This is a genomic window from Pyxidicoccus sp. MSG2, from assembly GCF_026626705.1.
Taxonomy (GTDB): domain Bacteria; phylum Myxococcota; class Myxococcia; order Myxococcales; family Myxococcaceae; genus Myxococcus.
Map to the genome: position 1 here is coordinate 6,635,716 of NZ_JAPNKC010000001.1, position 26,181 is coordinate 6,661,896.

The window sequence follows — 26,181 nt, forward strand, 5'->3', positions numbered from 1 at the left end:
GGACTCCTGCGCGGTGATTCCCGGAGTGCTTCTCCTCGAGGTGAATTCCTGCGCTCTAATGGGAGAAAGTGAGTGGTGCGAGGGGGAGTGCATGACGAGGTTCCTCGTGGTCGGCGTGCTGCTGGCGCTGGCCGTTGCAGGCCCTGGCTGCTCGTGCGAGCCAGACCCGAAGCCCGATGCGGGGACCCGACTCGACGCGGGCCCCGGTGACGCGGGCTCGGGGCCTGACAGCGGCTTCGTCGATGCGGGCACCGATGACGCGGGCACCGGGTTCGATGCTGGCCCCGATGATGCGGGCTCGGAGCCTGACGGCGGCTCCGTCGACGCGGGCCCCGATGATGCGGGCACCGAGCCCGACGGCGGCTTCGTCGACGCGGGCCCCGAGCCGGACGCCGGGGTGGATACGCTCGCGCCCACCTGGCCCGAGGGTGCCGCGCTCGGCGCGCTCTCCGTCGGCTCCTCACGCGTCCTGCTCCGCTGGAGCGCGGCGGTGGACGACGTGGCCGTCACCACCTACCGGCTCCTCCAGGACGGCACGGTCATCACGGAGGTGGCGGCCGAGGTCCTCGAGCGGGAAGTGGCGGGCCTGACTCCGGGCTCCCGCCACACGTTCCAGGTGGAGGCGCTGGACGCGAGGGGCAACCTGTCCTCGGGCGGGCCTTCCGCCGTCGTGGAGGTGGTGCCGCCACCGCCGGAGCTGGAGGCGCCCGCGCTGGACCGCTCGGTGGCCACCACGCTCGTGGAGGCCGCCTCCTTCCTCTTCACCGGCGAGGACCCGCCCCAGCGTGGCGTGGACGCGGGGACCTTCACCGCGCAGCGCCTCGCCGTGCTGCGCGGGCAGGTGCTGTCGCCCGAGGGCGAGGCGCTGGCCGGCGTGAGGCTGCGTGTGCTCGACCACCCGGAGTACGGCGTCACCCACAGCCGCGAGGATGGCTTCTTCGACCTGGCGGTGAACGGTGGCGGCGCGCTCACCCTCGTCTACGAAAAGGACGGCGTGCTCCCCGCGCAGCGCACGGTGACGGTGCCGTGGCAGGACTACGTGTGGCTGCCCACGGTGGCCCTGGTGCCGCTGGATGCGCGGCACACGCTGGTGGAGGCCGGGGCGCCCGTGCTCCAGGTGGCGCAAGGCACGCCGGTGGCCGACGCGGACGGCGCGCGGCAGCAGACGCTGCTCTTCGCCCCGGGCACCTCCGCCACCCTGGTGCTCTCGGACGGCGGCACCGCGGCGCTCTCCACGCTCTCCATCCGCGCCACCGAGTACACCGTGGGCGAGCAGGGAGTGCATGCCATGCCCGCCGCGCTGCCTCCGCAGAGTGGCTACACCTACGCCGTGGAGCTCACCGCGGACGAGGCCCTGGCGGCCGGAGCCCGCGAGGTGCGCTTCGAGCCACCGGTCATCTCCTACGTGGAGAACTTCATCGGCTTCCCGGTGGGCGGCATCGTCCCGGCCGGGTACTACGACCGCGAGCGCGCCACCTGGCTGGCCTCCGACAACGGCCGCGTCATCGCCGTGCTGGGCCGGACGGCGGGGCTGGCGGACCTGGACGTGGACGGTGATGGGTCGGCGGACGGTGCCGAGGCGCTGGCCGCGCTGGGCATCACCGACGCCGAGCGCGAGCGGCTGGCCGACCTCTACGCGCCGGGGCAGAGCCTCTGGCGCACGCCCATTCCCCACTTCTCTCCGTGGGACTTCAACTGGCCCAAGGGGCCTCCGCCCGGCGCGAAGCCGCCCAACACGCGTCCTCCGAGGAAGGGCCCGGACAGCCTCTGCAAGCAGCAGGGCTCCATCATCGGCTGCGAGGCGCGGACGCTGGGCGAGGCGCTGCCCATCACGGGAACGCCCTTCGGGCTGGTGTATCAGAGCGACCGGGCCCCGGGCCGGCATGACGCGTACACGCTGCCCATCCAGCTCAGCGACGAGTCCATGCCGGAGACGGTGCGGCGCATCGACCTCCACGTCTACGTCGCGGGCCAGTTCCACCAGCGCAGCTTCCCGGCCTCCATCCGCCAGCACACCACCTTTACGTGGGATGGCAAGGACGCCTACGGGCGCACCGTCCAGGGCCGCCAGCCCGTCGTCGTGCAGGTCGGTTACATCTACGACGCCGTCTACCAGAACCCCTCGCAGCTCCAGGCGGCCTTCGGCGCGTTCGGCTCGGGCATCGCGGCGGACAAGGCGCGCAACGAGGTCTCGCTGTGGACATCGTGGCAGGACTCGCTGGGCGCGTGGGACGCGCGCCCACTGGGGCTCGGTGGGTGGACGCTGGACGTGCACCATGGCTACGACCCGCTGGGGCGCGTCCTCCACCTGGGGAATGGCGAGCAGCGCGGTGCCGAGGCGCTCGGCGCCGTCATCACCCGGGTGGCAGGTCAACCCGGCCAACAGGGGTGCTGCGCGGACGAGGGGCCCGCGACCTCGGCGTATCTCGACCGGCCGCGTGGGCTCGCGGTAGGAGCGGACGGCAGCCTCTACATCGCCGACTTCTTCAACAGCCGCATCCGGAAGGTGGACCCGTCAGGCGTCATCCACACCATCGCTGGCACCGGCACACCGGGCTCCGCGGGTGAAGGCGGGCCGGCGGCGAGCGCCCAGGTGTACTACCCCTTCCAGCTCGCGCTGGGGCCGGACGGCAGCCTCTACTTCACCGAGAACGGCGGCGGCCGGGTCGGTCGCATCACCCCGGATGGGCGCCTGGTGCGGGTGGCGGGCAATGGCCTCTCCGGCAACGCTCCGGACGGCGTGCCGGCGCTCCAGGCGCCGCTGGGAGACCTCTGGGGGATAGCGGTCGGACCGGATGGCAGCGTCTACGTCGCGGACCGCGCCAACCACCGCGTCCGCCGCATCTCACCGGACGGCATCCTGAGCACGCTGGCCGGCAACGGCGAATACACCTTCCATGGAGACGGTGGGCCGGCCACCCAGGCAGCGCTGTGGAGCCCCATCGCGGTGGCGGTGGGGCCTGACGGCAGTGTCTACATCGCGGACTTCAACAACCTCCGTGTGCGGCGAGTGGGGACGGACGGCATCATCCGCACCGTCGCGGGCAACGGCTTCGGGGGGGCCACGGGCGATGGTGGGCCGGCCACGCAGGCGACGTTGCAGTGGCCGCTCGGGCTGGCGGTGGGCCCGGACGGGCGCCTCTACATCGTCGACAACTACAGCGGCCGGCTCCGCATGGTGGACGGCCAGGGCATCATCACCACGGTGGCTGGCGCGGGCATCGACGATGCCAGCGGGGATGGGGGCCCGGCGCTGCGGGCGCAGCTCTTCTATGCCTATTCGCTGGCGCTCAGCCCGGACGGGCACTCCCTCTACCTGCCGAGCCTCTCCACGGTGCGGAAGGTGGCCTCGCCGCTGCCCGGGCTGGTGGGGGACACGTATCTGCCATCCGCGGACGGCAGCGAGGTCTACCTCTTCTCCGCGCGCGGCCGACACCTGCGCACGGTGGACGCACTGAGCAACGTCACGCTGCACGCCTTCGGGTATGACGCCGGGGGCCGGCTGACGGACGTCACCGACGCGGAGGGCCGGTTCACCCGTGTCGAGCGGGACGGCGCGGGGCAGCCCGCCGCCATCGTCTCGCCGGAGGGCGACCGCACCACGCTGGCGCTGGGCGCGGACGGCTACCTCTCCCGCGTCACCAATGCGGCCAATGAGTCGGTGCGGCTGGAGTATCGGCCGGGCGGATTGCTCACGAAGCTGACGGACCCTCGTGGGCACGAGCACCTCTTCACCTACGACGGGGAGGGACGCCTGGTACGGGACGAGGACCCGGCCGGCGGATGGAAGTCGCTGGAGCGCACCGATGCGGCGGATGGGTTCTCGGTGCGTGTCAGCACGGCGCTGGGACGGACCACCACGTATGCCGTGCAGTGGACTCCCGCGGGCGACACGGTGCGGCGCATCACCGACGCGGCGGGCAGCGTCACGACGGCGCACCAGTATCGCAGCGGCCTGCAGGTCATCCTCAAGCCGGATGGCTCGCGCGTGGAGACGCTGGTGGGGCCGGACCCACGCTTCGGGATGATGGTGCCGGTGCCGGTGTCGGTGACGCAGACCCTGCCGAGTGGCCTGACGCTGCGCCTGGCAGCGGGCCGCTCGGCCACGCTGGCGGACCCGGGCAACCTGCTCAGCCTGACGGGCCAGACGGAGACCACGACGCTCAACGGGCGGCACGTCACGCGCGCCTATGACGCGGCGGCGCGCCAGTGGACGTCCGACAGTCCCGGGGGACGGCGGCGGCTCACGCTGTTCGACGAGCGCAACCGGCTCGTCGAGGAGCGCGCTCCGGGGGTGCCACCGGTGCTGTTCGCCTACGACGCGCGGGGACTCCTCCTCTCCACCACGCGAGGTACGCGCGAGACGCGGCTCACCTACGACGCGCGGGGCAACCTGGAGACGCTCACCGACGCACTCTTCCAGGTCTCTCGTTACGGGTATGACCCGGTGGGCCGCCTGACGTACCACCTGCTGCCGGGGGAGCGTGAGGTGCGCTACGCCCACGACGCCAGCGGCAACCTGACCTCGCTGACGCCGCCGGGACGCGCCGCGCACGCGTACACCTTCACGAAGCAGGACCTTCCGGAGGTCTACACGCCGCCGGAGACGGGCATGGGCGAGGGGGTCGTCGGCTACAGCTACGACCTGGACCAGCAGCTCACCCGGGTGCTGCGTCCGGACGGCACGACGGTCGACTTCGCCTACGACACCGCGGGCCGCGTGGAGACGGTGACGACGGCGCGCGGAACGGTGAGCTCCACCTACGAGCCGGTGACGGGCAGGCTGACCCGGCTCGCGGCGCCGGACGGCATCACCCTGGCCTACGACTACGACGGCTCGCTGATGACGGGCACGACCTGGGCGGGCCCGGTGTCCGGCAGCGTGCGGGCGACGTACGACGACCAGCTCGAGGTCCGCTCGCTGGATGTGCGGGGCACGAGCCTCTCCCTGGGCTACGACGCGGATGGGCTGCTGACCACGGCCGGGGTGATGACCCTGGAGCGTGAGGCGGCCACGGGACGCCTGCGCCGGCTGACCGTGGGCGGGCTCGAGACCGTGCCGGGCTACGACGGCTACGGCGAGCTGTCCAACGAGCGGACGACCTCGGGAGCGAGCGAGGTGTTCGCGCAGGCGTATGTCCGCGACGACCTGGGGCGCATCACGCAGCGCACGGAGACGGAGGCGGGAGAGAGCGTCGTCCATGCCTACGCGTATGACGCCGCCGGCCGGCTGACGGACGTGCGGAGGGATGGCGTCACCGTCGAGCACTACGCGTACGACGTGAACGGCAACCGGACGCGTGCGAGCAACGCCGGTGGGGACGTGGCGGCGACCCACGACGCCCAGGACCGGCTGCTGACACAGGGCGACCGCCGGTACACCTGGTCCGCCGCGGGCGAGCTGCGGAGCCGGGTGGACGAGGGCTCGGGCATCGAGACGGCGTACACCTACGACGCGCTGGGGAACCTGATGCGCGTGGAGCGCGAGGGCTCGGTGGTGGAGTACCTCGTCGACGGCGAGAACCGGCGAATCGGGCGGAGGCTGAACGGTACGCTCACCCAGGGCTGGCTGTACCAGGGCGACCGCATCGTGGGGGAGTTGGACGGGGACGGTCAGCTCGTCAGCCTGTTCGTGTACGGCACGCGCTCCTACGTGCCGGACTACTTCGTGCGGCTGCGGGGGACGGCCAGCGACTCACGGACGGGCACCTTCCGCATCGTCACGGACCACGTGGGCAGCCCGCGTCGCATCGTGGACGTGGACACGGCGGAGGTGGTGCAGGCGCTGGACTACGACGCCTTCGGCAAGGTCCTGCGGGATACCCGGCCGGGCTTCCAGCCCTTCGGGTTCGTGGGGGGCCTGTACGACGCGGAGACAGGGCTCGTGCGCTTCGGCGCGCGCGACTACGACGCGGAGACGGGGCGCTGGACGGCGAAGGACCCGCTGCGCTTCGGGGGCGGGGACACCAACCTCTACGCCTACGTGGGGGGAGACCCGGTCAACTTCGTGGACCCCAGCGGGCTCATTCCCCTGGATACCGCGGTGGACGTCGGCTTCCTCCTCTACGACATCTCGCAGGGCGACTGCGATGCCATCAAGATGGACCTGCTGGGCATGGCGATTCCCTATGTCTCGGCGGGAATGCTCAGGCCTCTCAAGGGCCTCGAAATCGCCAAGGCCCTGCCCACCCGCAGGGGAGCGCTGAACCAGGCCAGGCGGGACCTCGGGATTCCCCGCTCACAGCAGCCGCAAAGTGTGAATCGGGTTCCCATGACGGACCCGGGTGGCAACCGCATCCTGAACGATGCCAGGAAGCCCATCATGACTCGTGAGTACACGTATACGCGTCCGGACGGGTCCAAGGTCGTCATCCAGGACCACTCGGCCGGTCACAGGTTCGGAGAAGGCGTGGGCGACCAGGGTCCGCACTTCAATGTCCGGCCGCCCGAGAACACGAGAACAGGCAAGGTTCCTGGTACCCTGGACCACTACCTGTTCGGCCCCTAGCCATGGATTGGATTGATTCGATAGAGCGTGCCGTGTTCCTCCGGAGCTTGTTCCCGGAGGCCCCATCGCTTCATGGAGTGAGGGTGCTCGAGCTTGGCCTCCACCAGGACGGTCCGAGGGTCCTCATCCGCTTCGACTTGAACGAGTTCCCCGCGAGACCTCCCGCGAAGTGGGGGCAGTCGCAAGCCAACAGGGTCCAGCTCCGGCTCATGGGCATCGGTGTTCGGAGGCTGGAGGTGCGGGGCTGGTCCGCCAACAGCATCGTCGACATCGAGGTGACGCCGGCCACATCCGACGGAGTCGGGCTCGTGGCCCGGGGAGAGGGCTTCTCCCTGGAAGCTGTCTTCGACCACCTCTCGCTGGACGGCGTGTCCGCGTACCAGGACTCGGGCGTCTAGCCGGACTCCCAGCCTGAGCCTGCCGTGCCAGCGGCGCCCCAGCCCGTGGTTCCCTCAATTGGGGATGGAGTCGGGTCTGGGGGACGTAGGCCTGGGGGCCGCCGTCAAGGGCCCGGAATCGAAAGGTTCCGGGCCCTTCGTCTTTTCGGCGCCTGAGAAGAGGCCGCCGCGCTCAGGACGTCACTCGCTCCAGTAGAAGTCGGTCATCACGCTGAAGCCGTTCACCGTGTCGACGAAGATGGCGACCTGGTGCCCGCTCCACGGGTCATCCTGGTAGCTGGTGTAGCAGCCCTTGAAGGAGCGCCCCGCGGTCAACATGTCCAGGTTCGCCAGGCCCGCGGAGACGACGCTGCTGGGAATCGCGTTGTTGCGGTTGGCGAAGGTCACCGCGTCGAGCACCTTGGCACGCACCTCGGCGGCGTCCGCGAGGTTGGGGCGCACCGTCGCACCGTAGGGAGTGCTGGTCGGCTCGAGCCCGAAGCACGTGGGCGTCCCTTCGCGGTAGTGCGGGTTGGCCACCACGATGGCCCACCAGTCGAAGTGGCGGGCCAGCGTCTTGCTGAAGTCATACTGCGGCACCGCATCCACCGCCGCGATGAGCGCCTCCAGCGGGCGGCTCAGCGTGGCCGCGTTGCGGAGGTTGCGGAGGCTCACCGTGCCAATGCCCGCCGCGTCCGAGATGGCTTGGGTCGAGGTGAACGGACGCAGGCCGAGCAGATTCGAAGCGCCGTTCCACGCATCCGGCAGGATGTCGTGCAGCTCGCTGTCGCTGACGGTGTTCACCAGCGCGACGATGGCCGCGTCGTCATCCGCGGAGATGGCGAGCTCATCCATCACGCCCACGCAGCTTGCGTGGATGTAGCTCTGCGCGCGGGCGCCACCCTCGAGCTGCTCGAGCCGGGCAGGACCCATGCCCTGCACCGCGGAGACCTGCGCCAGCGTCGCGAAGGGCGCCGTCGCGCGCTGATTCACGAGGCGGGTCACGACGTCGCTCGGCAGGTACGCATCCAGCGTCGCGTACGACCCGGTGTTCACGAAGGTGATGAGGCCCTGGCACTCCGGGGCCACGTCCACGTCCGTGCTGGTGAGCGCCGACTGCGCGCGCTCGACGGACTCCAGGGACGGTTCGACGTCGGTACCACCGCAACCCACCAACAAGCCCACGGCAAGAACGGCTGAACCCAGATGACGCATTCGAGGAACTCCTTTACGAGGTGAAGCTTCAGCGCTCTTCCAGCGCATGGAACTCTCCGTCAGGGCCCGTGAAGTACACGCGGGCGCCGATGTCCGAGAGCGGGGTCGCTTCCCGGCGGGCCGCGGCCTCGTCGGGAAAGATGACGCGCAGCTCCCGGAGGGGGCGGCCGTCGGGCACCATGCCCTCGCTCCGGAGTGCGAGCAGGTTGTGGAACTCCCAGCCGTGGGGATGCGTGCCCGGGGGCGTCCAGGCCGCGAACGAGAGGACGCCGGTGGCGTCGTCGTAGCCAGCGGGCCGCAGCGTCTCCGTGCCCGCGAGATAGAGGGGCTCCTCTTCCGGCAGCGGCGTCGCGGGGCGGTAGGTGGTCCGGCCGGGCCGGGCGGCGCGCGCGAGGGCCCACTGGGAGGGCGCGGCGACCTCCAGCCATTGCACGGTGTCGAGCGCCGCCTCGCCGCGCGACACGAGGAGGAAGCCGTCGCGCTCGTGCACGCGCTCCCAGGCCGCGAGGAAGCCCTCCACGGAGGTATAGGCCTCCTCGACGCGGGAGCGCCTGGCGAGCACGAGGATGGCATCGGGCTCGACCAGGGGCGGAATGGGGAGGCAGTTGGCGCCAACGCCCCGGCGGACGCTCATCGACGCGATGCCAGTGCCGACACCCAACAACTCGAGGCACCGGCGCGCCGCCGCCACGGTGTCGGGGATGAGGTGGACGGGGTCTTTCCGCACGTCCACGGGGAGGCGGAGATTGAAGCGCGTGCCGCTCGGGCCCACGGGGACGAGGCTCCCCGTGACACGCCCCGCCATCTCGAAGGCGAGTCCGCCCGGTCCGGATGCGTCGGGTGGTGGCACGGGGGAGGGCTGGCGCTTGCGCGTGTCCATTCCCCATGCGGCGAGCGGCGGGAGACCGGCGGTCTCCCACGCCTGCCGCGCCCGTGTGGCCACCTCCTCGAGGCTGGAGCCGATGAGCTGTGCGTCGATGATGAGCAACTCCGGGTAGCGGGGCATCAGTGTTCCTCGGAGCCGGCGGTGCCAGGTGTCACGGTGGGAGTCACGGCGGGTGCGGCGGCCGCGGCACGCCTCGGCACGGGCTGGAGGTTGCCGCCCGTGTCTACATACATGACACGGATGTTCGGGTGGCGTCCCTCGGAGTCGAGGTGCGCGGCGATGCGGGTGGCGTTCCGCTGGTTCTCGCAGATGTAGACGAGGCCCGCGTAGCGCGTCCCGTCCACCGCGACGAGCTGGCCGTTGTTCGCGGTGAGGTTCTGGTGGTACCCGAGCGACTGCGCGGGGTCATAGGAACTGCCGACCTTGTTCTCGCCGAGGAAGTCATGGGTGGAGGTCTGCCCGCCCTGCGTCTCGGAGACGCGCACGGCCGTGTCCGCGAACCGGTTGGCCCCATTCCACTGACCGAGGCCGAGCTCCCGGTCGCGAATGGTGCTCATCGAGGCGTCGCCCGGTCCTCCCTGGAGTCGACGGTTGACCCAGCCGGTGAAGAGGGCGCCCGCCGAGGCGTTGTCGGGCTGCTGCGCGAGCAGGAGGTCCAGGCGTTCGCGTTGCGCGGCGGGCGTCGCGGCGCCGTTGCCCATGACGACGTCGAGCTCGTCGCTGCGCAGGGCGCGGCGGAACCGGCCGTAGGCTGCGTCGCCGTAGCCGGCGTCGAGGTGCGCGGAGGCGCGTGCGGCCGACTCGGCGCCGGTCCGCAGGTTCTCGCCCGGGTTCGCCGCGACGATTTCGTCCAGGAGCTGGAGCACGGGGTTCCACTGCCGGACGATGCCGCGGGACGGCGGGTCGTCCGCCACGCCGCGCGCGGTGAGCGCGGTCTCCAGGGGCGTGTACTCGCCCCGCGGGTGGGCGATGCCCTGGGAAGCCTGGGTGGTCTCGAACGTGCTCCGCGTCGGGCGCGGCTCCGTGACCATCCTCCCGTTCTGGCGCAGGGGCCTGCCGTCGGGGCCATGCACGACGCGCATGGACGGCCCGGCCGCGCCCGGGCTGAGCTGGAGCTGCCAGCCGTTCCCCTCGCGGACGTACAGGTGGCCCGTCGGTGCTGCGTCATAGCCGTCGAGCTGGGCGAGCGCGTTGTTGATGTCCGCGGTGCTCCCCGCGCGCACGAGCACCGGCCGGCCGTCATGGTGCACGACGGTGTGCTGCACCCAGTCGGGTCCCCGCCTGTAGAGCGGGTCGGCGACGAGGACGAAGCCATCGCCCTGGCGCCGGTAGAAGTGGCCGTCGGGAGGAGTGGGGTAGCCGGCCGCGATGGCCGCGGTGCGGTTCGCGTCCCGCACGGAGCCGCCCTCGACCGCCACGTAGCCGCGGCCCTCGGCGTCGATGCCCGAGCGGATGGTCGCCTCGTGGCGGGCCGCCTGGGAGTCGAGGTAGTCCAGGTCGGCGACGAGGTCCTCGATGAGGCCGGCATCGTGGGTGCGCTCGAGGGCGTCGAGCCGCTGGCGGACGAGCAGGTCCAGCTTCTGGAGCTCCAGGCGCGCCTCGAACAACTGTGAGCCGGGCTCGGGCGCGGCGCGGCCGGTGAGCCAGCGCCTCAGGCGGTTGAGCACCCGGCGGATGCGTCCGGACACGCCGGAGTAGCCGCGCAGCGCGGTCAGGATGGGCAGGTGCGCCGACAGGTTGTGCACGGCGCCGGGGCCGACGAGGATGTGAAGCGAGCCCGGGTCGACGAGGCCATCCTCGGCGGTGTACCGGACCCGCACCTCGCCGGCCGGGATGTCCGCGCTCTCCCTCACGAAGGCCTGCAGCGACGTCGGGACGGCGGCGTCGATTCCGGTCGCCGTCCCACGCGGACCCTGCTCGACGCGCGTCCGCGCGCTGGCGGTCCCCTCCCCGAGCGTGCCCTGCAGGGACTCCGCGTGCCGCCGGGACGCGAGCGCTCCGCCCGCCTGGATGCCGACCTGGAGGAACGCGTTGCCGAGAATCTCCGCCGCGCGCGCGGCGCGCAGGCCGGCGGGAAGGCCCTTGAGCGCCTCGAGCTGGTCGAGGATTCCCACGCCCATCATCACCATGCCGAGGCCGTCGGTGCCGAGCCCGACAATCCACAGCGCCCCCTGCACCCGCGCCCAGCGCAGCGACGAGCGGGTGAGGCCGCGCCCCGCCGACGCGGCCGCCCGTGCGCCCGCGCCGAGCTCGGAGAGCCCCACCACGGCGCCCGCGATGTCGACAATCTCCATCACCGTCTGGGCGTCGGCCCGGAGGGTGCCCATCTCACTGCGGTGGTAGAGGCGGTAGGCGGACGGCAGCGCACCGACGATGCCGACGGGCACGAGCAGGATGAGCGAGCTGCCGCCGGTGAAGGGCGCGGCGACGATGGCGGCAATCGTGATGAGCTGGGTGACGTTCTCAATCGCGTTGACGGCGATGGTCGCGAGGCTGCGCGCGACGCGGACCGTGTGCGCGGTCCCTCCCGAGGACGGCGTGACGACGGCGCCCGGCGCCCCGGAGGGGAGGAAGACGGAGAGGTAGCCGGCCCCGTAGCCGCTCTGGCCCTCGAGAATCTCGAGGATGGCGTTGAGGATGGCGTCGTGGCTGGGGTTGCCGCGGACGTGGGAGCCGTTGTTCCACGCGCTCGCGGTGCCGCTCCGGTCCGTGGTCAGGTCGGAGACCGCCCAGTTCGCGCGGGTGGGGTCGCTTGCGTTGTCGAGGCGCGCGGCCTCGAGCAGCAGGTGGATGGGGTCGCCCACGTCCGTCACCAGCGTGCCGGGGAGGCGGACGGGGTGGTTTCCGGCCACCGCGGTGCGGGTGCTCCGCATCTCGAGCAGCCGCTCCACGGAAGTGATTTGCGTAGCGAGCCCCGCGGAGGTGAGCCCCTCCTCGCCGGCGGAGGGGGTGCGGGCGTCGATGCGCGCCTTCTGCGCCCGGAGCTCGCTCAGCCGCGCCTGGAGGATGTCCGCGGTGCTGCCGTGGAGCCCGCGCCGGAGCGAATCCCGTTCCAGGATGAGCGCCGCCCGGTTCGGGAGGGACTCGTCGGGGTTGGACAGGAGGCTCTCCAGCTCCACGAGGCGCCGCTCACCCTCGGAGAGGCCGCGCGTCTCGGCGGCGGTGCGCAGCTCCGCCATCGACTGTGGGGTGCGGGCCCAGAACGGAAGCCACGCGACGCTCGTGCCGCGGCGGAAGCTCGACGTCTCCCGGTCCTCGTCGAACCGCGGGGCCGCGCGGCAGCGTACGAGGTGGAGCCCCCCTTCGGTCAGCGAGAACCGCTGCTCGTTCCGCGGCATCGTGAGCTTGCTGATGACGTTCTTGATGACCGTGCCGACGACGCTGAGCATCGCGCTCGCTGCGACGAGCGTCTGTGCCCCCAGTCCCGGGGGCCCCAGCAGCAGCTCGAGCGCGCCCAGGTCCCTCCGCACGCGCGCCATGTCCTCGCCCGCATACCGGATGTCGCGCGCGAGCTCGGTCGCGAGCGGGTCCCAGAAGCTGGGTGCGCGCCCCTCCGCCTCGGAGGCCTCGGCCAGGTTGGCGATGTCGCTGTCGCGCACCTTGATGAGGTCCCATTCGTAGGTCCACCCTCCGAAGGCGTTCCCGAGCGCCTCGTAGACGTCGGACCACTGGATGCTCATCGTGAAGTGGTGCACGGCGTCGATGGCCGCGTCGAAGTGGGGCGGCTCCAGCGCCGGGTAGACGGTCATCTGGCTCGGCAGCGGAGGCGCATTCACGCGGCTCGGCGCGTCCGTGACCTGGGTATTTCCCGGCTGCGCACTCGGCATGCGGCCGAGATAGGAAAGGAAGCCGTCGAGGAGCTCGCTCCGCCCCGCGCTGCTCGTCCGCGCCTGTTCGAGGAGCCCCTGGGGCTGGGTGGGCACGTACGTGTGGAATGCGATGACCCGGTTGGGGTCCACGCGACGTGTTCCGTCGTCATTCTGCGGGAAGAGCAGCTCGTAGGCGGCGTGTCCCTCGAGCTGCCTGTCGTGGCGCACCCGGTCCAGCAGGCGGGTGATGGGCGCGAACGCGGCGAGGAGGTCCACGAAGCGCTCGGCCGCCGTGTTCACGTGGGCCGGGTCCGGATGCGCCTCCCACTCCACCACCGCGTCGACGTACGGCCAGAGCTGGCGCCCGTACTGGGGGACGATGTGAATCAGGGAGCCCTGGAGCAGCTCCAGCGGCATGTCCACGCGGCGGCGGATGAACGCTCTCGCCGCGGCCTCCCGGATGGGGTCCGGCGGGGGGAACGCGCGTCCCGCCATGAGCAGGCGCTCCTGCTCCGGGGAGATGTCGAGCGTCTCGTCCAGGTGATGCTCGCGCAGCCACGTGCGCAGCGTGGTGATGTAGACCCGGGCCAGCCTCCCGGTGACCCGCGCCTTCTCGGAGCGCTGTGGGGGGAGCCCGGTCACGACGCCGCCCGCCGCCGTGGCCGCGTCCTGGAGCGCGCGCACCATGTCGGGGTCATAGCGCTCGCCCGTCAGTCGGAACGCGGCGATGGCGTAGAGGACGCGGGGGTCCGCCGGGAAGACGAACTCCGCGGAGTCCACCGGGTAGAACAACAGCTCCTCGAGGGTCGCGAACATTCGCGCGTGGGGCGGGTTCGCGAGGAACTCCCCGATGGTCGGAACCTGCGTGTCGGCGTGGAGGACGCCCGGGTCGTCATGGCGCGCATGCGCGAGCTCGTGGCCCAGGATGCGTGACAGGTCGGGGCTCGCGCGCGCCGCGCCCGTGAGGAACACGCGTCCGCCGAAGCTGAACCCGCGCGCACCGATGGCCGCACCGACCCGGTCGACCGCGCTCCCCTCGTGGATGAGGGTGCCCGGCCGCGCGGGAGCGGCCGCGGCGGCGGCCAGGGCGCTGCGCTCGGGGAGTGGCGCGCCCGGTCCCCGAGCGCGGCCGCGCACCCACCCGGCCTCGAGGTCGGCCCGCGCCTCGGTGGGGTGGTCGGGCGGGGCGATGGCGTGCGGCAGCGGCGGAGGCAGCGCGTGGACGGAGACGCGGCCGAAGTCCCAGGCGGGCGCGGCGGGGGGGGCGCGGGCCTCCGGCGCGTCGTTGCGGCGCGGCTCGGGGGGCGACGAAGGCGGCGCGTGCGCGTGGACGGAGATGCGACCGAAGTCCCAGGCGGCGCGGGCCTCGGGGGCGGGCGCCTCACGCTCGGGGGCCCGCTCGGGGGCCGGCTCCGGCGTGATGACTGGCGCGACCGGGCGCACGACCTGGGGCGTGGAGTCGAGGGCGGTAGGGGCCGGCACCAACGCGCGCATGGCGACACAGCCTCCCTACAGCGGCGGGGGAAGAGGCTTCTCCAGCTTGGTGAACTCCGTCTGGGCGGCGCGCCAGATGTGGCGCATCGTCACGGGCGAGCCGTCCTCGGCCGCGAGGAAGGCGGCATTCATCGCGATGAGGCGGATGTTCCCGCCCGCGACGCTCAGCTCCGCCAGCTTCTTGAAGTCCAGCCCCTCGGTGGGTGTCTCCGGAGGGAAGGCGCGCCGCCAGAGCTCGCGCCGCTCCGGGGGGCCCGGGAAGGGGAAGTCGACGACGAAGCGGAGCCGGCGCAGGAACGCCACGTCCAGCGCCTCCTTCATGTTCGTCGTGAGGATGGCCAGGCCCCGGTAGGACTCCATCCGCTGGAGGAGGTAGCTCACCTCGATGTTGGCGTACCGGTCATGGCTGTCGTTCACCTCGCTCCGCCTGCCGAAGAGCGCGTCCGCCTCGTCGAAGAGCAGCAGTGTGCCTCCCTCCTCCGCGGCATCGAAGATGCGCCGGAGGTTCTTCTCCGTCTCACCGATGTACTTGTTCACCACCTGGCTGAGGTCGATGCGGTGCACGTCCAGCCGGAGCTCCCGGGCCATCACCTCGGCGGCCAGCGTCTTCCCCGTGCCGCTCTGCCCCGCGAACATGGCGGTGATGCCCAGGCCTCGCGAGCCCTCGCGCCCCAGGCGCCACGTGCCGTACACGCGCGCCCGGTGGCGGACCTGGGCGGACAGCTCGCGCAACAGCCGCAGCTGCGACTCCGGCAGCACCAGGTCCTCCCAGCCCGCCGACGACTCGATTCGCTGGGCCAGCTCTCCCATGCGGGGACGCGTCAGGGCCCGGCACGCCTCCCACAGCGTGTGCTGCACGGCCTCCCCCTGCTCATCTCCCTGGAGGTGCTGGCAGGCCTCCTCGATGAAGCTGGCGCTCAGGTCGAACTGGGACACGAGCGACTCGAGGACGGGGCCCGGCGGCTCGCGAGTTCCGGACGCGTCCGAGATGCGGCCCTGGAGTGCCTCGGTCCAGAGCGAGCGTTGCTCCAGCGAGGTGGGCCGGCCCACCTCCAGCGCGATGGTCGGCCGGTCCATGGCGCGAAGGCGGTCCGGGCTCGCGGCCAGGATGGGCCCCTCGGCGCGGTCCAGCCACCGGAGCATCGTCGTCATGCGCCCGCTGTCACCCGGGTCCATCCCGTGGCAGTCCAGCAGGAGGGCGCTGCGCGTCAGCGCCGCCTCGCGCGAGAGCAGCCGGAGCAGGTCGCCCGGGTCCTCCCGCGTGGGGAGCGCGCGCACCACCACCCGCTGCAGGCTCAGCCCCAGCGCGGCGCAGGCGGCGGCGGCGATGGCGCGGTTGCCCGTCGCGTCGTTGCCGCAGAGCTGCACGATGGGGTGGCCCTCCGGACGGGGTGGCCGGGACCAGAGCGCGGTGATGCGCTCCGCCAGCCGCTGGTGCGAGGGCACCAGGGACGCGGGCGGGATGACGCCCTCGACGAAGCCCACCAGCCGCTCGTCGAGGTAATGCACGCCGGTGAGGTAGTGCAGCGTGCGCTCGTCGATGCGCAGCGGACGGGTGGTGATGGCCTCTCCGGGCGCCAGCTCCACGAGCCGCCAGCGGCGCAGCGCCGCACCCGGGTTCAGCGCGCTCCAGTGCGGCTGGGGCAGCGCCGCGAGGGCGAGTCCGAACGTGGGCCAGGCGAGCCGGGAGTCCCCCTGCGCCCGGGCGCACAGCGCGGCGAAGCGCGCATCCAGCTCCACGCCCGCGGCGAGCAACACCACCGCGCGCTCGAAGGGGGAGAGCTGGAAGAGGGTGCACAGCCGCTCCAGCGCGGCGGGGGACGGCAGGGCGCGGGCGGCGTCCTCCAGCTCGCGCTCGAGCGAGGAGTCGTCGGCCGCCGGCTCCCCCGCGGTGTGCTGCTCGAGCCGCTTGCGCACGCGTGCGAGTGCGGCGGAGAGGTAGCGCTGGTTGGCCTCGGCCCAGCTCGCGGCCACCTGCGCCGCTGTCTCGCGGGGAGGAGGCGTGGGCGCCTGGGCCGGGACGCGCCCGCCGTTGTCCGGAGTGGGGGAGTGGCTCATGGCAGGAGGACGCGGGGCTGGTCGTACCGCCCGGTGGTCTCGTTGAAGGCGAGCGGGCTCTCCGCGCCATCCACCCGCACCCGGACGAGGTACTCGCCCGCGGCCACGGCGGCGGCGTCGACGGTGAAGGTGGACGCGGCGGACGGGAGGGTGACGGGGAGGCTGTAGGCCTTCGGGTCCACCCCGGCCGGAGCATTGAACTGGTTCAGCAGCAGCACCACCTGCTGCCCCATCTGCACCTGGGACGTGACGGTGACCTGGATGTCCCCGGCCACGACGGAGAAGGTGGCCTCGGGCTGGAGGACGATGGCCGTCGCGCCCGACTCGGCGCCCTGCCGGAGCACGCCCGCCACCCGCTCCCGATGCACCACCTGCACCCGCTGCGCACCCAGGCGGAGCGTGGTTGGCAGGAGGACAATGACCTCGGTGTCGCTCGTCGCCTCGGGGGCGAGCTCGGCGTCACCCACCCGCACGCGCGTGTCCAGCTCGGGCGTGGGCGTCCTCGCCTGCAGGCCCTGCCCGCGGAGGATGAGCCGATGGCCGACGAGGATGGGCTGGCCCGCCACGGGCGCGGGGTCCGTGGGCGACTGGGAGAGGACGCTGTCGATGACGGGCTGCCCCAGCGCCTGCGCGCGAACGCCGAAGCGGCGCACCGGGAGCGCCGGAGCGCGCGGGGCGGTGTCCGCTTCAATCATCACCACGCTGCCCTGGTACGTGGCGGACAGGGCATAGGGTGCCTGGAACACCGACCAGAGCTTCGACAGCTCTTCCACGGACGTCGTCGTGGCGACGAAGCGCACCCGCTCCACGGCGCTGTCCAGGTTGGACGTGGTCAGGTGGGACGCCGCCGCCACGGCCGCCTGGATGACTTCGCGCGTGAGCACCGGCTGGGCCTCGAGCGAGCGGGCGACGATGCCCAGCGCGACCTGGGGCTCCTGCTTCACCTCGGCGCCGTAGAAGCTCAGCAGGTAGTGGAGGTCCAGGGCAATGACGGGGCGCTGCTGGAGCTGGCCATCCGCGCGCCGGGTGGGCACCGCCTCGTTGCGCAGGGCGGTGTTGGGCGTCACCTGGAACAGGAAGATATTCACCCCCACCGTCGGCAGCGCCGTGCTGGGCGGGGCCTGGGGGCGCACGGTGGTGGCCGTCGCGCCCGGCAGGTGGACCTGCAGGTCCTTCTCCAGACGGTGCCGGAGGGCCGCCGTCACGGTGGCGATGGAGAGGTGGTTGCTCATTCGGCCTTCACGATGGAAGTGAGGGAGCGGGGATTGGTGGTCGAGTTCAGCGCCGGCGGTCCGCTGGGGCCCACGCCCGTCGGGTGGGTGTGCGTGTCGAAAATCTTCGTCACGAAGGTCTTCGTGGCCAGCTCCTCCGTGTTGCCCGCCGAGCCCCGGAGGATGATTTCGTCCGCCTGCACCGTGACCGTCTTCGCGTTGGGGTCCAGGATGATTTCGCAGCCGGTGGTGGTGCGGATGGTGAGCAGCTCACTGCCGGAGGCGTCCCCGAGGATGATGACGTGGCCGGACTTCGTCCGAATCACGGCCTGGTCCGGATAGGAGTCCTGGGCCTCCTGGGGAATCTCCGTCGTCCCGCCCGGCTTCGCCCAGCCGCAGCCCGTCCACAGCGGGTGCTCCAGGTCTCCCTCCGCGAACTCCACCCACACCAGGTCGTCCACCTGGGGCACGAAGAAGAAGCCCACGTTGGCACCCGCGTACGGCGAGGCCGGCCACGCCCAGCCCGTCACGGCGTCCCCCAGCAGACTGGGGACCCGCACCTTGAGGCGGCCGAGCTGCTCGGGGTCGTCCCGGTCCACGACGAAGCCCCGGTACTTGCCCCAGTGCTTGCTCTCGTTGCGCTCGATGTAGCGCGCTACCCGCTCGTCCATGGCCGCCTCACCCGGGAAGGGGGATGCCCACACGCAGCTGCTCGGTCCTGAGGTCCGACTTGCGCATGTAGACGATGTCCACGCTCAGCTCGCTGCCCGAGGAGCCCACCTGGACCCGGTCCACGTGAATCTCCTCACCCAGGTAGCGCCGCAGCGCTCGCGCCACGGTGAACTCCGTGGTCGCGGCCAGCACGTCGTTGTTGGGGTCGAACACCAAATCCCGCAGCCGCGTCCCGTACTCCGGCAGGTTCACCCGCTCGCCGGGCGCGGTGAGCAGCAACTGGAGAATCTTCCCCCGCAGCAGCGGGTCTCCTCCCTGGGCGGACACCCGCCCCAGCCCGTCGATGCGGAACGGGAATCCCAGCCCGGTGGGGGCGCCCGTGCCCGGCGCGGACGCGCCCACTTCCACGAGCGCCTGCACCGGCTGCACGAACAGGTGCAGGATGGGCGTGGGCAGGCTCTGCAGTCCTCCCAGCCGCGCCACCACCGTGAAGTACACGTCCCCGCCGTCGCTGAAGCCGGAGAGGCGGGCCGCGAGGGTGGCATGCTGCGACAGGCGCAGGGTGCGGAACGGCTCCAGCGGCGCCGGGCTGGAGTACACGTCGAAGCGGATGCCCCGGGTGACGATGTCGTCGGGGTGCGTCCACCGCAGCGACACCTCGCCACCGCCGAGGTCCTCGCCGCGCAAATCCGCCGCCGACGGCATCGTGCCCCCGGCCTCGAGGGACAGGTTCGCGAAGGTCCCCAGGCAATACGCGCACGGCTCGAAGCCCTCACGGATGGCCTGCACCACGGTGTCCGGGGTGAAGGCCTTGTCGTGGTGGCTCGATTGGATCCGCGAAATCTGACACTGCGACTTCTGCCGCGTCAGGTCGTGGAACTCGTTGCTCTTGGTATTGCCCAGGTAGCGCATCTACTTCGACGTCCTCTTGGAGGGCTTGATGAGGTTGGCGACGGCGTAGCGCCGGAAGGCGCGCAGCCACTCGGCGTCGGGCGTCTCGTCGTCCAGCAGGAGCTTCTCCAGGCTCTCGCCCTTCAGCGCCTGGGGCTTCGGCGGCTGCTGCGGGCGCAGGGCGTTGAGCTTGCGCGAGTCCTTGAGCAGCTCACGCACCTTGTCGCGCTGCCCGGCCAGCGGCTTCGTGGCGTGCTTGAGGACCAGGCGGTCCCCACGGACGGTGATGCCGGAGATGGTGGGGTCCTCCGCCTGCACCGCCTTCAGGATGTCGTGCAGGGGCACCCCGTCCGGCGTGTCCCGGCTCTGGATGGACACCGGCAGCTCGATGGGCTCCTCGCGGAACACCTTCTGCGTGTCGAAGCGCTTGACGGGGACGGCCGACTCCAGGACCTGCCTCGCGATGGGCGTGTCAATCCACGCGCGGAGGGGCGCCAGGTCCTTTGCCTTGAAGACATATCTTCCCATGGCTCTCTCCTAGTAACCCTTCTTCAGCTCCAGCGCCGTCAACTGCATGTTGGTCAGCTCCACGGTGAAGGACGGAGTCGTGGCGGGGTCGTTCAGCGTGGCGAACACCTGCACCGACGTCGGGACGAAGGCCGACGACAGGAACAGGAACGGGGTGTCGCTCTTGGAGAAGATGTGCTGCAGCGGGACTTCGACGTTCTTCGGCTTGCGTCCCAGCTTCACCACCACCTCGCGGTCTTGAATCTTCCCCTTGTCCGGTTCGGCCTCCGGGTCGGTCATCTCGTCGTTGTAGAAGCTCATCCGGAGGGTGAGCTGCGCGTCCGCGTGCACCGTGCCGCTCAGGAACAGCTCACCGGACCAGAAGAGGACGAACTTGCTGTCCGCGGCCGTGGGAGGCAGCGCCAGGGCGCCCAGGTGCTCCGTGTTCTTTCCCGACAGCCCGGTGAGCTTCGGCAGCGGCGTGGCCACGGTGCCGGCGTTCGCCACGCGCTTGCGGCGGTCCTGGATGAGGTAGATGCGGTTCGGGTTGTCGTCGCTGCCGTCGCGGGTGAAGGTGGCCAGCGGGACGTAGTGGTGGACGACGCCCCGGGCGCGCTGGAACGCGAGCTGCTCGATGCGCGTCTCCGGGTTGATGCCGGAGGACTCGTCCCCGGCCAGGTAGCGCGTCTTGAAGCTCCAGTGGTCACCCCTGCGCATGGCGCGGCCGCCGAAGCGCACCTGCACGCCGTCGTTGAGGAGGATGGCGCTGGAGAGGGTCGCATCCGCGGGGTCCGCGGGGATGGGAACCCGGAAGCCGTTCCACCGCTGGAGCATGGGCCGGTCGTCCAGGGAGAAGGTGGTGAAGGCCGTCACGCGGCTCGCGGCGGGCAGCAGGGCGAGCTGCCCTCCCGTGGTGCCCTCGAGCGTGATGACGTTGCCGAACACGGTGGAGATGCGGTGCTCCTCCTCGCCGAACTCCTTGCGGATGAGGACGAAGTCACCTTTGCGGAAGGCCGCGGCGTCCTCCACCACCACCCGCTTGGAGCCGGGCGGGATGGGCTCGATGATGCGCTGCAGGGTGGAGGCGTTGTCCTCCGACCAGCGGAACGTCGCGGTGCCGATGTTGCCCGCCGTGTCGACTTCCACGCGGTAGAGCCGGTTGGCCTGGGCCGTGTAGCTGCCCTCCGTGGCCAGCGTCCCCAGGCCCACGCCGTTGCCCGTGGGCGTGACGCCCCCCTGCGCGACGCGCACGCGGTTCCGGGTCCGCAGGCGCGTGCTGGAGTCCGGCCCGCCCAGCGCAATCTCGCGAATCTCCGGGTCCTCCACGTACGTGACGGGCTCCGTCCACACGTCCAGGTACACCGTGTCCGTGCGCTTCGTCCCCACCGGAGGTGGGGTCAGCAGCGGGTCATTGGGGTCCGCCTGCTGCGAGTACAGGACGTCCTGCACCTGCACGATGGGCAGGCCGGCCACGTAGAGCCGGCCCGCGTTCTCGATGCTGGGCTCCGACAGCTGGAAGTCCGCGTTCAGCAGGTTGAGGAGGTTCAGGAAGAGGTTGTCGTCCTCTTCGTCCGGGTCCTCCTCGGAGAGGTCCGAGCCCTGGAGCGCGCTGAGCAGGGTGACCTGGTTGAGGAACTGGGAGAGCTCCGAGCCGCGGATGATGAAGTTGTTCTCGCCCATGCTCTTCTCGAGCGCGGTGCTGGCCAGGCGCAGGTCGTCGAAGTCCCAGACCAGGGGCGTCGTCGAGTCCTGGTAGACCTCGAAGCCATACTTGACGATGCGGGCCAGGTTGGCCGGCGTGCCCGTGGGCGTCTCGAACTTCTGCAGCTTCCCCAGCAGCTCGGAGGCGCTGGGCAGGGCCAGCCCCACCTCGCCCGTGGGCTTCACCTTCAACGTCAGCTGCCGCGAGACTTCGACGTTGTCGGAGCCCTTGACCTTCACCGTGAAGGTGAAGTCCCCCGCGGTGGTGGGCGTGCCGGAGAGCTTCCCGGTGCGCGAGTCCTCCCCCGTGCCGTCCGCTGTGAGGGTCAACCCGGCCGGCAGTCCCGTGGCGGTCCACGTCATGGGGACCTTGCCCGCGAAGCTGAACACCTGCGCGCTGTAGCTCTTGTCCTTCACCGCCGGCTGGAGCTCGGAGGTGACGATGCGGAAGCGCAGGTCCAGGGGCGCCGCGAAGCCCGCCAGCCAGATTTCCGCGCCCATGGCGGAGATGCCGATGAGCCACACGGAGCGGTTGCCGGCGTCGTCCTGGAGGAAGAAGCGGATGGTGCCGGGGACCTGGGCGTTGAGCCGGTAGCGGAAGGTGAGCAGCTCGTGCGCGGACAGGTCCGTCAGCCCGGGCAGCGTCCGGGTGAACGTCACGGTGCCGGCATGTCCCGACAGCCGCAGGAAGCCCTTGCCCGAGTAGGGCCTGTCCTTGCCGATGCGCAGCTTGCCCTGGGGCGAGGACAGCACCAGGCCCGTGAGCGACTCCATGTTGTCCAGCTCCTTCCCCGGGAAGCTGAGGAAGAAGAGGACGGGCCCGAAGATGAGGTACAGCATCAGGGACAGCAGGTCCGCCAGGCAGGCGCCGATGATGGCCCCGATGGCCTCGTTCAGGTCCATGCCGCTGGTGTCCAGGTCCTTCAGCAGGAGCTGGGGCGGCGGAGGGAATACCGGCGAGATGTTGAAGCCCGTGTTGGGGCTGCCCTCGCCGAGGGCCTCGCGGTTCAGCCGGCGCAGGAAGGAGACGGCGATGTCCTGGTTCTCGTTCCAGTCGGAGTCGAGGAGCACCCGGCCCTGTTGAAGATAGACACCGAGATAGTTCTTGAGCTCCTTGAAGTCCTCGCGAGAAATCGACCGAGACATGCCGTTGTTCCTTCCATGAACGCCACTCAGGCGAGCCGCGCGGGCTGCACAGGAATGCTTCGGGTATCCACGATGACGGGCACCGCGCCGGCGGGCAGGGCCGCCGGCAGGCGCTGGGCCAGGCTGGCGAAGGCGCGCGCCTGGGCCACGGTGTCCTCGTAGGTGTAGCTGACGCTGATGCGGTCTCCCGCGGCGAGGAAGCCCGCGGGGAACTTGAGCCGGCCGCGCCGCACGTCGACGGCGACGCGGCCCGCGGCGACGGGCGTGGCGAAGTCCTCCAGGTCCTTCAGCTCCACGGGCAGGCCGACCTCCACGCCATTGCGGAAGAGCTGCCAGCCGCGCGGGGTGAGGTGGTACTCGCCGACGTTGCGCCCCAGGCGCAGGGCCACCTCGATGGGGGTCCCGTCGAAGCCGTCACGCAGCGGCACCGGCGTGTCACCCGGCGCGAAGGCGAAGACGGCGCGGGTGGCGTCCAGCACCCGGGCCGGCGCGTTCTCCACGCGCGTCGCCGTCCCGAGCAGGTAGTCCACGCGGACGTCCTCGGGCTGGATGCCCAGCGCGCCCGGGTTCAGCACGAAGCGCCCGAGCTGCGGGTCCACGGCCACGTCGGTCGGCGCGAGGACCAGGTTCACGCCCTTCACGTCCTTCGGCTGGTTGAAGTCCGTCAGGTTGGCGGCCACCACGCGCACGGTGGGCTGGAAGGCCGGGTCGGTGAGGTCGACGCCGGCGATGCGCAGGGTGAAGCCCCAGGGCTGGCTGACGTAGGGCGTGCCCGGCACCGCCAGCTTCGCGCGCGTCAGCGGCGTGCCGTCCAGCCCATCCAGCAACTGCAGCGCGACTCCGGTGACGTCGCCGAGCGTCAGGGGGCGGTTGTCGAACGTGAAGCGGCCGCTGGAGGAGCCCGCGGGCACGACGTTGGGCCGCTGGTTGGCCAGCACCCGGCACGGCGTGACGAAGAAGCCGTGGTTGTCGAAGTGCTGCTGGCCGATGCGCTCGCTGACGTGCCGTGGGGCGCGGATGTCCAGGGTGTAGGGCGCCGGGTCGTCGGCGCGGCCGAGCTTCCGCATGCGCGAGGGGTCTCCCACGTGGAAGGCCTGGGTCGCGACGGAGGCGGGCGTGAGCGCGTGGTAGGTGACGCGCAGGTTGCCGGCCGCGGGCACGGGGTTGGGGAACTTGAAGCGGCCCAGCACCGGGTCCACCGCCACCTGTCCCGCGACCAGGACGAGCGCCGTGCCATCCACGTTCCGGGGGGTGGCGAAGTTGGTGAGGTCCGCGGCCCGCGCGACGAGGGGCGTGCCACCCGGCGGCGGCCGGAACAGGTCCACGCCGCGCTCCTCGAGGGTGAAGCGTCCCTCCGCGCCCGCGTACTCGGCCTCGTGCCCCGCCAGGGCCTGGCGGGTGATGGGGCGGCCCGTGACGGCGTCGAACAGCGGCTGGAGGCGCTCGGTGTCCCCGCCGAAGAAGCAGTTTCCACTGCCCGGGGTCAGCTCCACGACGGGCTGGTCCCTCCACACCGAGACGGGGTTGAGCGCCTCGAGGAACGGCACCTGGGCGACGCTGCGCGAGAAGTCCACCAGCGTCACGCGCCACTGGGTGAGGTTCTCCGCGTGGCGCGCCAGCGGCTCCTGCGTGCCCTTGGAGCGGTAGAAGCGCACGGCCTCGGAGACCTGCGCGCGCTGCGCCCGGGGCGGCAGCGTGGTGTCCACCTCCACGCCCACCAGCGTGCCGATGAGCGGAAGCAGCTCCGGCCGCCCCCGGAAGACGAAGAAGTCCTCGTGCAGCTGTCCCACGCTGGACTCCAGCTCCTCCAGCGGCAGGGCCGTGATTTCGAGGAAGCGCTGGAGCTCGCCCAGCGTGTCCTTGTCCCGGTACAGGCCCGGCAGGCAGCTGTAGAGCAGCGCCGCGAAGTCGGTGGCCATCACGAGCCTCCGAAGAGGTTCACGGTGAGCAGCCCCTCGTGGGCCAGCTCGTGCTCCCCCATCATCACATCCGCGAACTCGCAATCCTTCATGCCCACCGGCTGGTCGGTTCGCTGCAGCCGCTTGAGGAGGATGAAGGAGACGCCCTGCACGAGGTAGAGGGCCGAATAGACTTCGCCCACGCGCACGCCCCGGCCGAAGTCCTGGTTGGAGAAGCCGAGCAGCTCGCGGAGCACGCGCTGCACGTCCTCCAGCACCCGGACCTGGCTGGACTCCGCCTTCAGGTGCACGTCCACGGTGATGTCCACGGGCACGTAGACGGGGTCCAGCACGTCCACGCCGGCCATGCGGTTGACCGGCATCCGCGCTTCCAGGTAGCGCTTGAGCTGCTCCTTCAGCTCGCTGGTGGGCGGCGGCGGCGGCACCGTTTGCGGGTTCTCCGGCGCCACGTAGACCTGCACCACCTTGTAGCCGCCGCGCAGGCCCACGCGGGCCCGGGCCTTGCCCACGCCAGCGAAGCCCTCGGCGAGCAGCTCGTGGTCCTGGAGGGTGACGGCCCGCTCCTGGGCGATGACGGAGCCCGGCCCTGACACCTTGGCTTCCTCGGTGGACTCCCGGTCCGCTCCGCCCTGGGCCGCGAAGGGGTTGGTGAGGGCCTTCACCTCGGGGACGGCGGTGATGAACACGCCGAGCGCGTCGGGCCCCACGTTGCCCTGACTCCCCAGGCCCACGCGGTAGCGCGCCTTGATTTGACTGCCCGCGGGCGGCACCGCCCCGCGCGTCCCGGTGCCGAAGACCACCGTGGTGACGTCGTTCTCGTCGATGGTGAGCGTGTAGTGGGTGTCGGCCGGACCGCTGGCGAAGAGGCTCTCCACCGGATCCCATCGCGCCCCGTCCACGCGGACCTCCAGCTCCGGCCGCGAGCGCCGCCGGTGGAAGGGCTCGTCGCGCAACAGGTGCGTGACGGGCGCGCGGGAGAGGACGAAGCGCTGGCCCGGGGTGCCGTCGCTGACGAAGAGGGGCTCGTCGTTGACCGTCTCGCCGTGGGTGGCCCGCACGTTGTTGCCCTTGAGCGCGGTGTCCGCGGGGGTGAAGGGCTCGGCCAGCGGCGGCAGCCAGCGAATCTCGTCCTGGCCCCCACCCACGTTCAGCACCTGGACCACCTGCAACATCGCCGAGCGGCGCACCCGCGTGGCACCGCTGGACAGCGTCGTCTTCTCCTCCAGGTAGACGAGGTCTCCCTCCGACAGCGCATGCAGCGTCTGGCCGAGCCGCATCGCCGTGCTGCCCGCGGGGATGGCCGGCTGCGAGGCCAGGGAGATGCTGTTGTTGCGAAGGTGCAGGGCGAAGAGCTGGGTGATTTCGAAGGTGACGTCCGGCTCGCCGGGCCGGCCCGCCGTGCGCAGGCGGTAGGGCAGGTCCGCGCCCGTCACCGTCTTGTCGGCGGTGACGTCGAAGTGGATGTGCGCGGCGGCGGCCAGCCCCGGGTCGATCTGGTAGTCGATGAGCCGCAGCAGCTCCGTCACCGAGCGGCGCTGGGTGGCCGTGCCCAGGTAGGCCTCGTTGGCCACGCGGTCCTGGTAGTAGCTCAGGATGTCCGCCACGTAGGCGAACAGCTCGATGAGCACCACGCCGAAGTCGCTCTCGCCGCGGTCTGTCCAGTTGGGCAGCCGCAGCGGGATCTGATTCAGCATCGCCTGGCGGAAGCCCTCGTAGTCCTTGGTGACGTAGTCGATGACCTGCTGCCGCCCGACGGTGGTGAGGACGGGAGGAGTCGGCGGTGCCAT

General features: G+C 71.4%; 13 protein-coding genes. 2 read left to right on the forward strand and 11 right to left on the reverse strand.

Annotated features, from left to right (window positions below; translation table 11 throughout):
• Positions 1–91 precede the first annotated feature (91 nt).
• Together OV427_RS26165 and OV427_RS26170 are read left to right on the forward strand one after the other, a co-directional pair.
• Positions 92–6,508 carry an HNH/endonuclease VII fold putative polymorphic toxin gene (locus OV427_RS26165; RefSeq protein WP_267858894.1) on the forward strand — a complete coding sequence of 2,139 codons (6,417 nt, stop codon included), beginning with the start codon at positions 92–94 and terminating at the stop codon, positions 6,506–6,508.
• Between the two features lie 2 nt (positions 6,509–6,510).
• Entirely contained in the window at positions 6,511–6,906 is a 396-nt protein-coding gene (locus tag OV427_RS26170) for an Imm50 family immunity protein (RefSeq protein ID WP_267858895.1), read from the forward strand.
• A gap of 180 nt (positions 6,907–7,086) precedes the next feature.
• On the opposite strand, the gene OV427_RS26175 is transcribed toward OV427_RS26170, so the two are convergent.
• The 11 genes from OV427_RS26175 to OV427_RS26225 are packed head-to-tail and all read right to left on the reverse strand — an operon-like array spanning position 7,087 to position 26,181.
• Positions 7,087–8,100 (reverse strand): hypothetical protein, encoded by a 1,014-nt coding sequence (locus OV427_RS26175; protein WP_267858896.1) that lies wholly within the window; start codon positions 8,098–8,100, stop codon positions 7,087–7,089.
• Positions 8,101–8,128: 28 nt separating this feature from the next.
• Entirely contained in the window at positions 8,129–9,106 is a 978-nt protein-coding gene (locus OV427_RS26180) for a hypothetical protein (protein WP_267858897.1), read from the reverse strand.
• Positions 9,106–14,289 carry an eCIS core domain-containing protein gene (locus tag OV427_RS26185; protein WP_267858898.1) on the reverse strand — a complete coding sequence of 1,728 codons (5,184 nt, stop codon included), beginning with the start codon at positions 14,287–14,289 and terminating at the stop codon, positions 9,106–9,108. The genes OV427_RS26180 and OV427_RS26185 overlap by 1 nt, the downstream gene beginning before the upstream one ends.
• Positions 14,290–14,304: 15 nt before the next feature.
• A complete protein-coding gene (locus OV427_RS26190) occupies positions 14,305–16,347 on the reverse strand; it encodes an AAA family ATPase (RefSeq protein WP_267858899.1) in 2,043 nt (680 codons plus the stop codon).
• Positions 16,344–17,579, reverse strand: coding sequence for a DUF4255 domain-containing protein (locus tag OV427_RS26195; protein WP_267858900.1), 1,236 nt, complete (start codon positions 17,577–17,579; stop codon positions 16,344–16,346). The genes OV427_RS26190 and OV427_RS26195 overlap by 4 nt, the downstream gene beginning before the upstream one ends.
• Entirely contained in the window at positions 17,576–18,229 is a 654-nt protein-coding gene (locus OV427_RS26200) for a phage baseplate assembly protein V (protein WP_267858901.1), read from the reverse strand. The genes OV427_RS26195 and OV427_RS26200 overlap by 4 nt, the downstream gene beginning before the upstream one ends.
• 7 nt (positions 18,230–18,236) lie before the next feature.
• Positions 18,237–19,142, reverse strand: a complete 906-nt coding sequence (locus OV427_RS26205) for a GPW/gp25 family protein (protein WP_267858902.1) — start codon at positions 19,140–19,142, stop codon at positions 18,237–18,239.
• Positions 19,143–19,649 carry a hypothetical protein gene (locus OV427_RS26210; RefSeq protein WP_267858903.1) on the reverse strand — a complete coding sequence of 169 codons (507 nt, stop codon included), beginning with the start codon at positions 19,647–19,649 and terminating at the stop codon, positions 19,143–19,145.
• A gap of 9 nt (positions 19,650–19,658) precedes the next feature.
• Complete coding sequence (locus OV427_RS26215) at positions 19,659–22,475, reverse strand: Ig domain-containing protein (RefSeq protein ID WP_267858904.1); 2,817 nt, start codon at positions 22,473–22,475, stop codon at positions 19,659–19,661.
• A 26-nt stretch (positions 22,476–22,501) separates the two neighbouring features.
• Entirely contained in the window at positions 22,502–24,394 is a 1,893-nt protein-coding gene (locus OV427_RS26220) for a hypothetical protein (protein WP_267858905.1), read from the reverse strand.
• A complete protein-coding gene (locus OV427_RS26225) occupies positions 24,394–26,181 on the reverse strand; it encodes a putative baseplate assembly protein (protein ID WP_267858906.1) in 1,788 nt (595 codons plus the stop codon). Before OV427_RS26225 ends, OV427_RS26220 begins: the two co-directional genes overlap by 1 nt.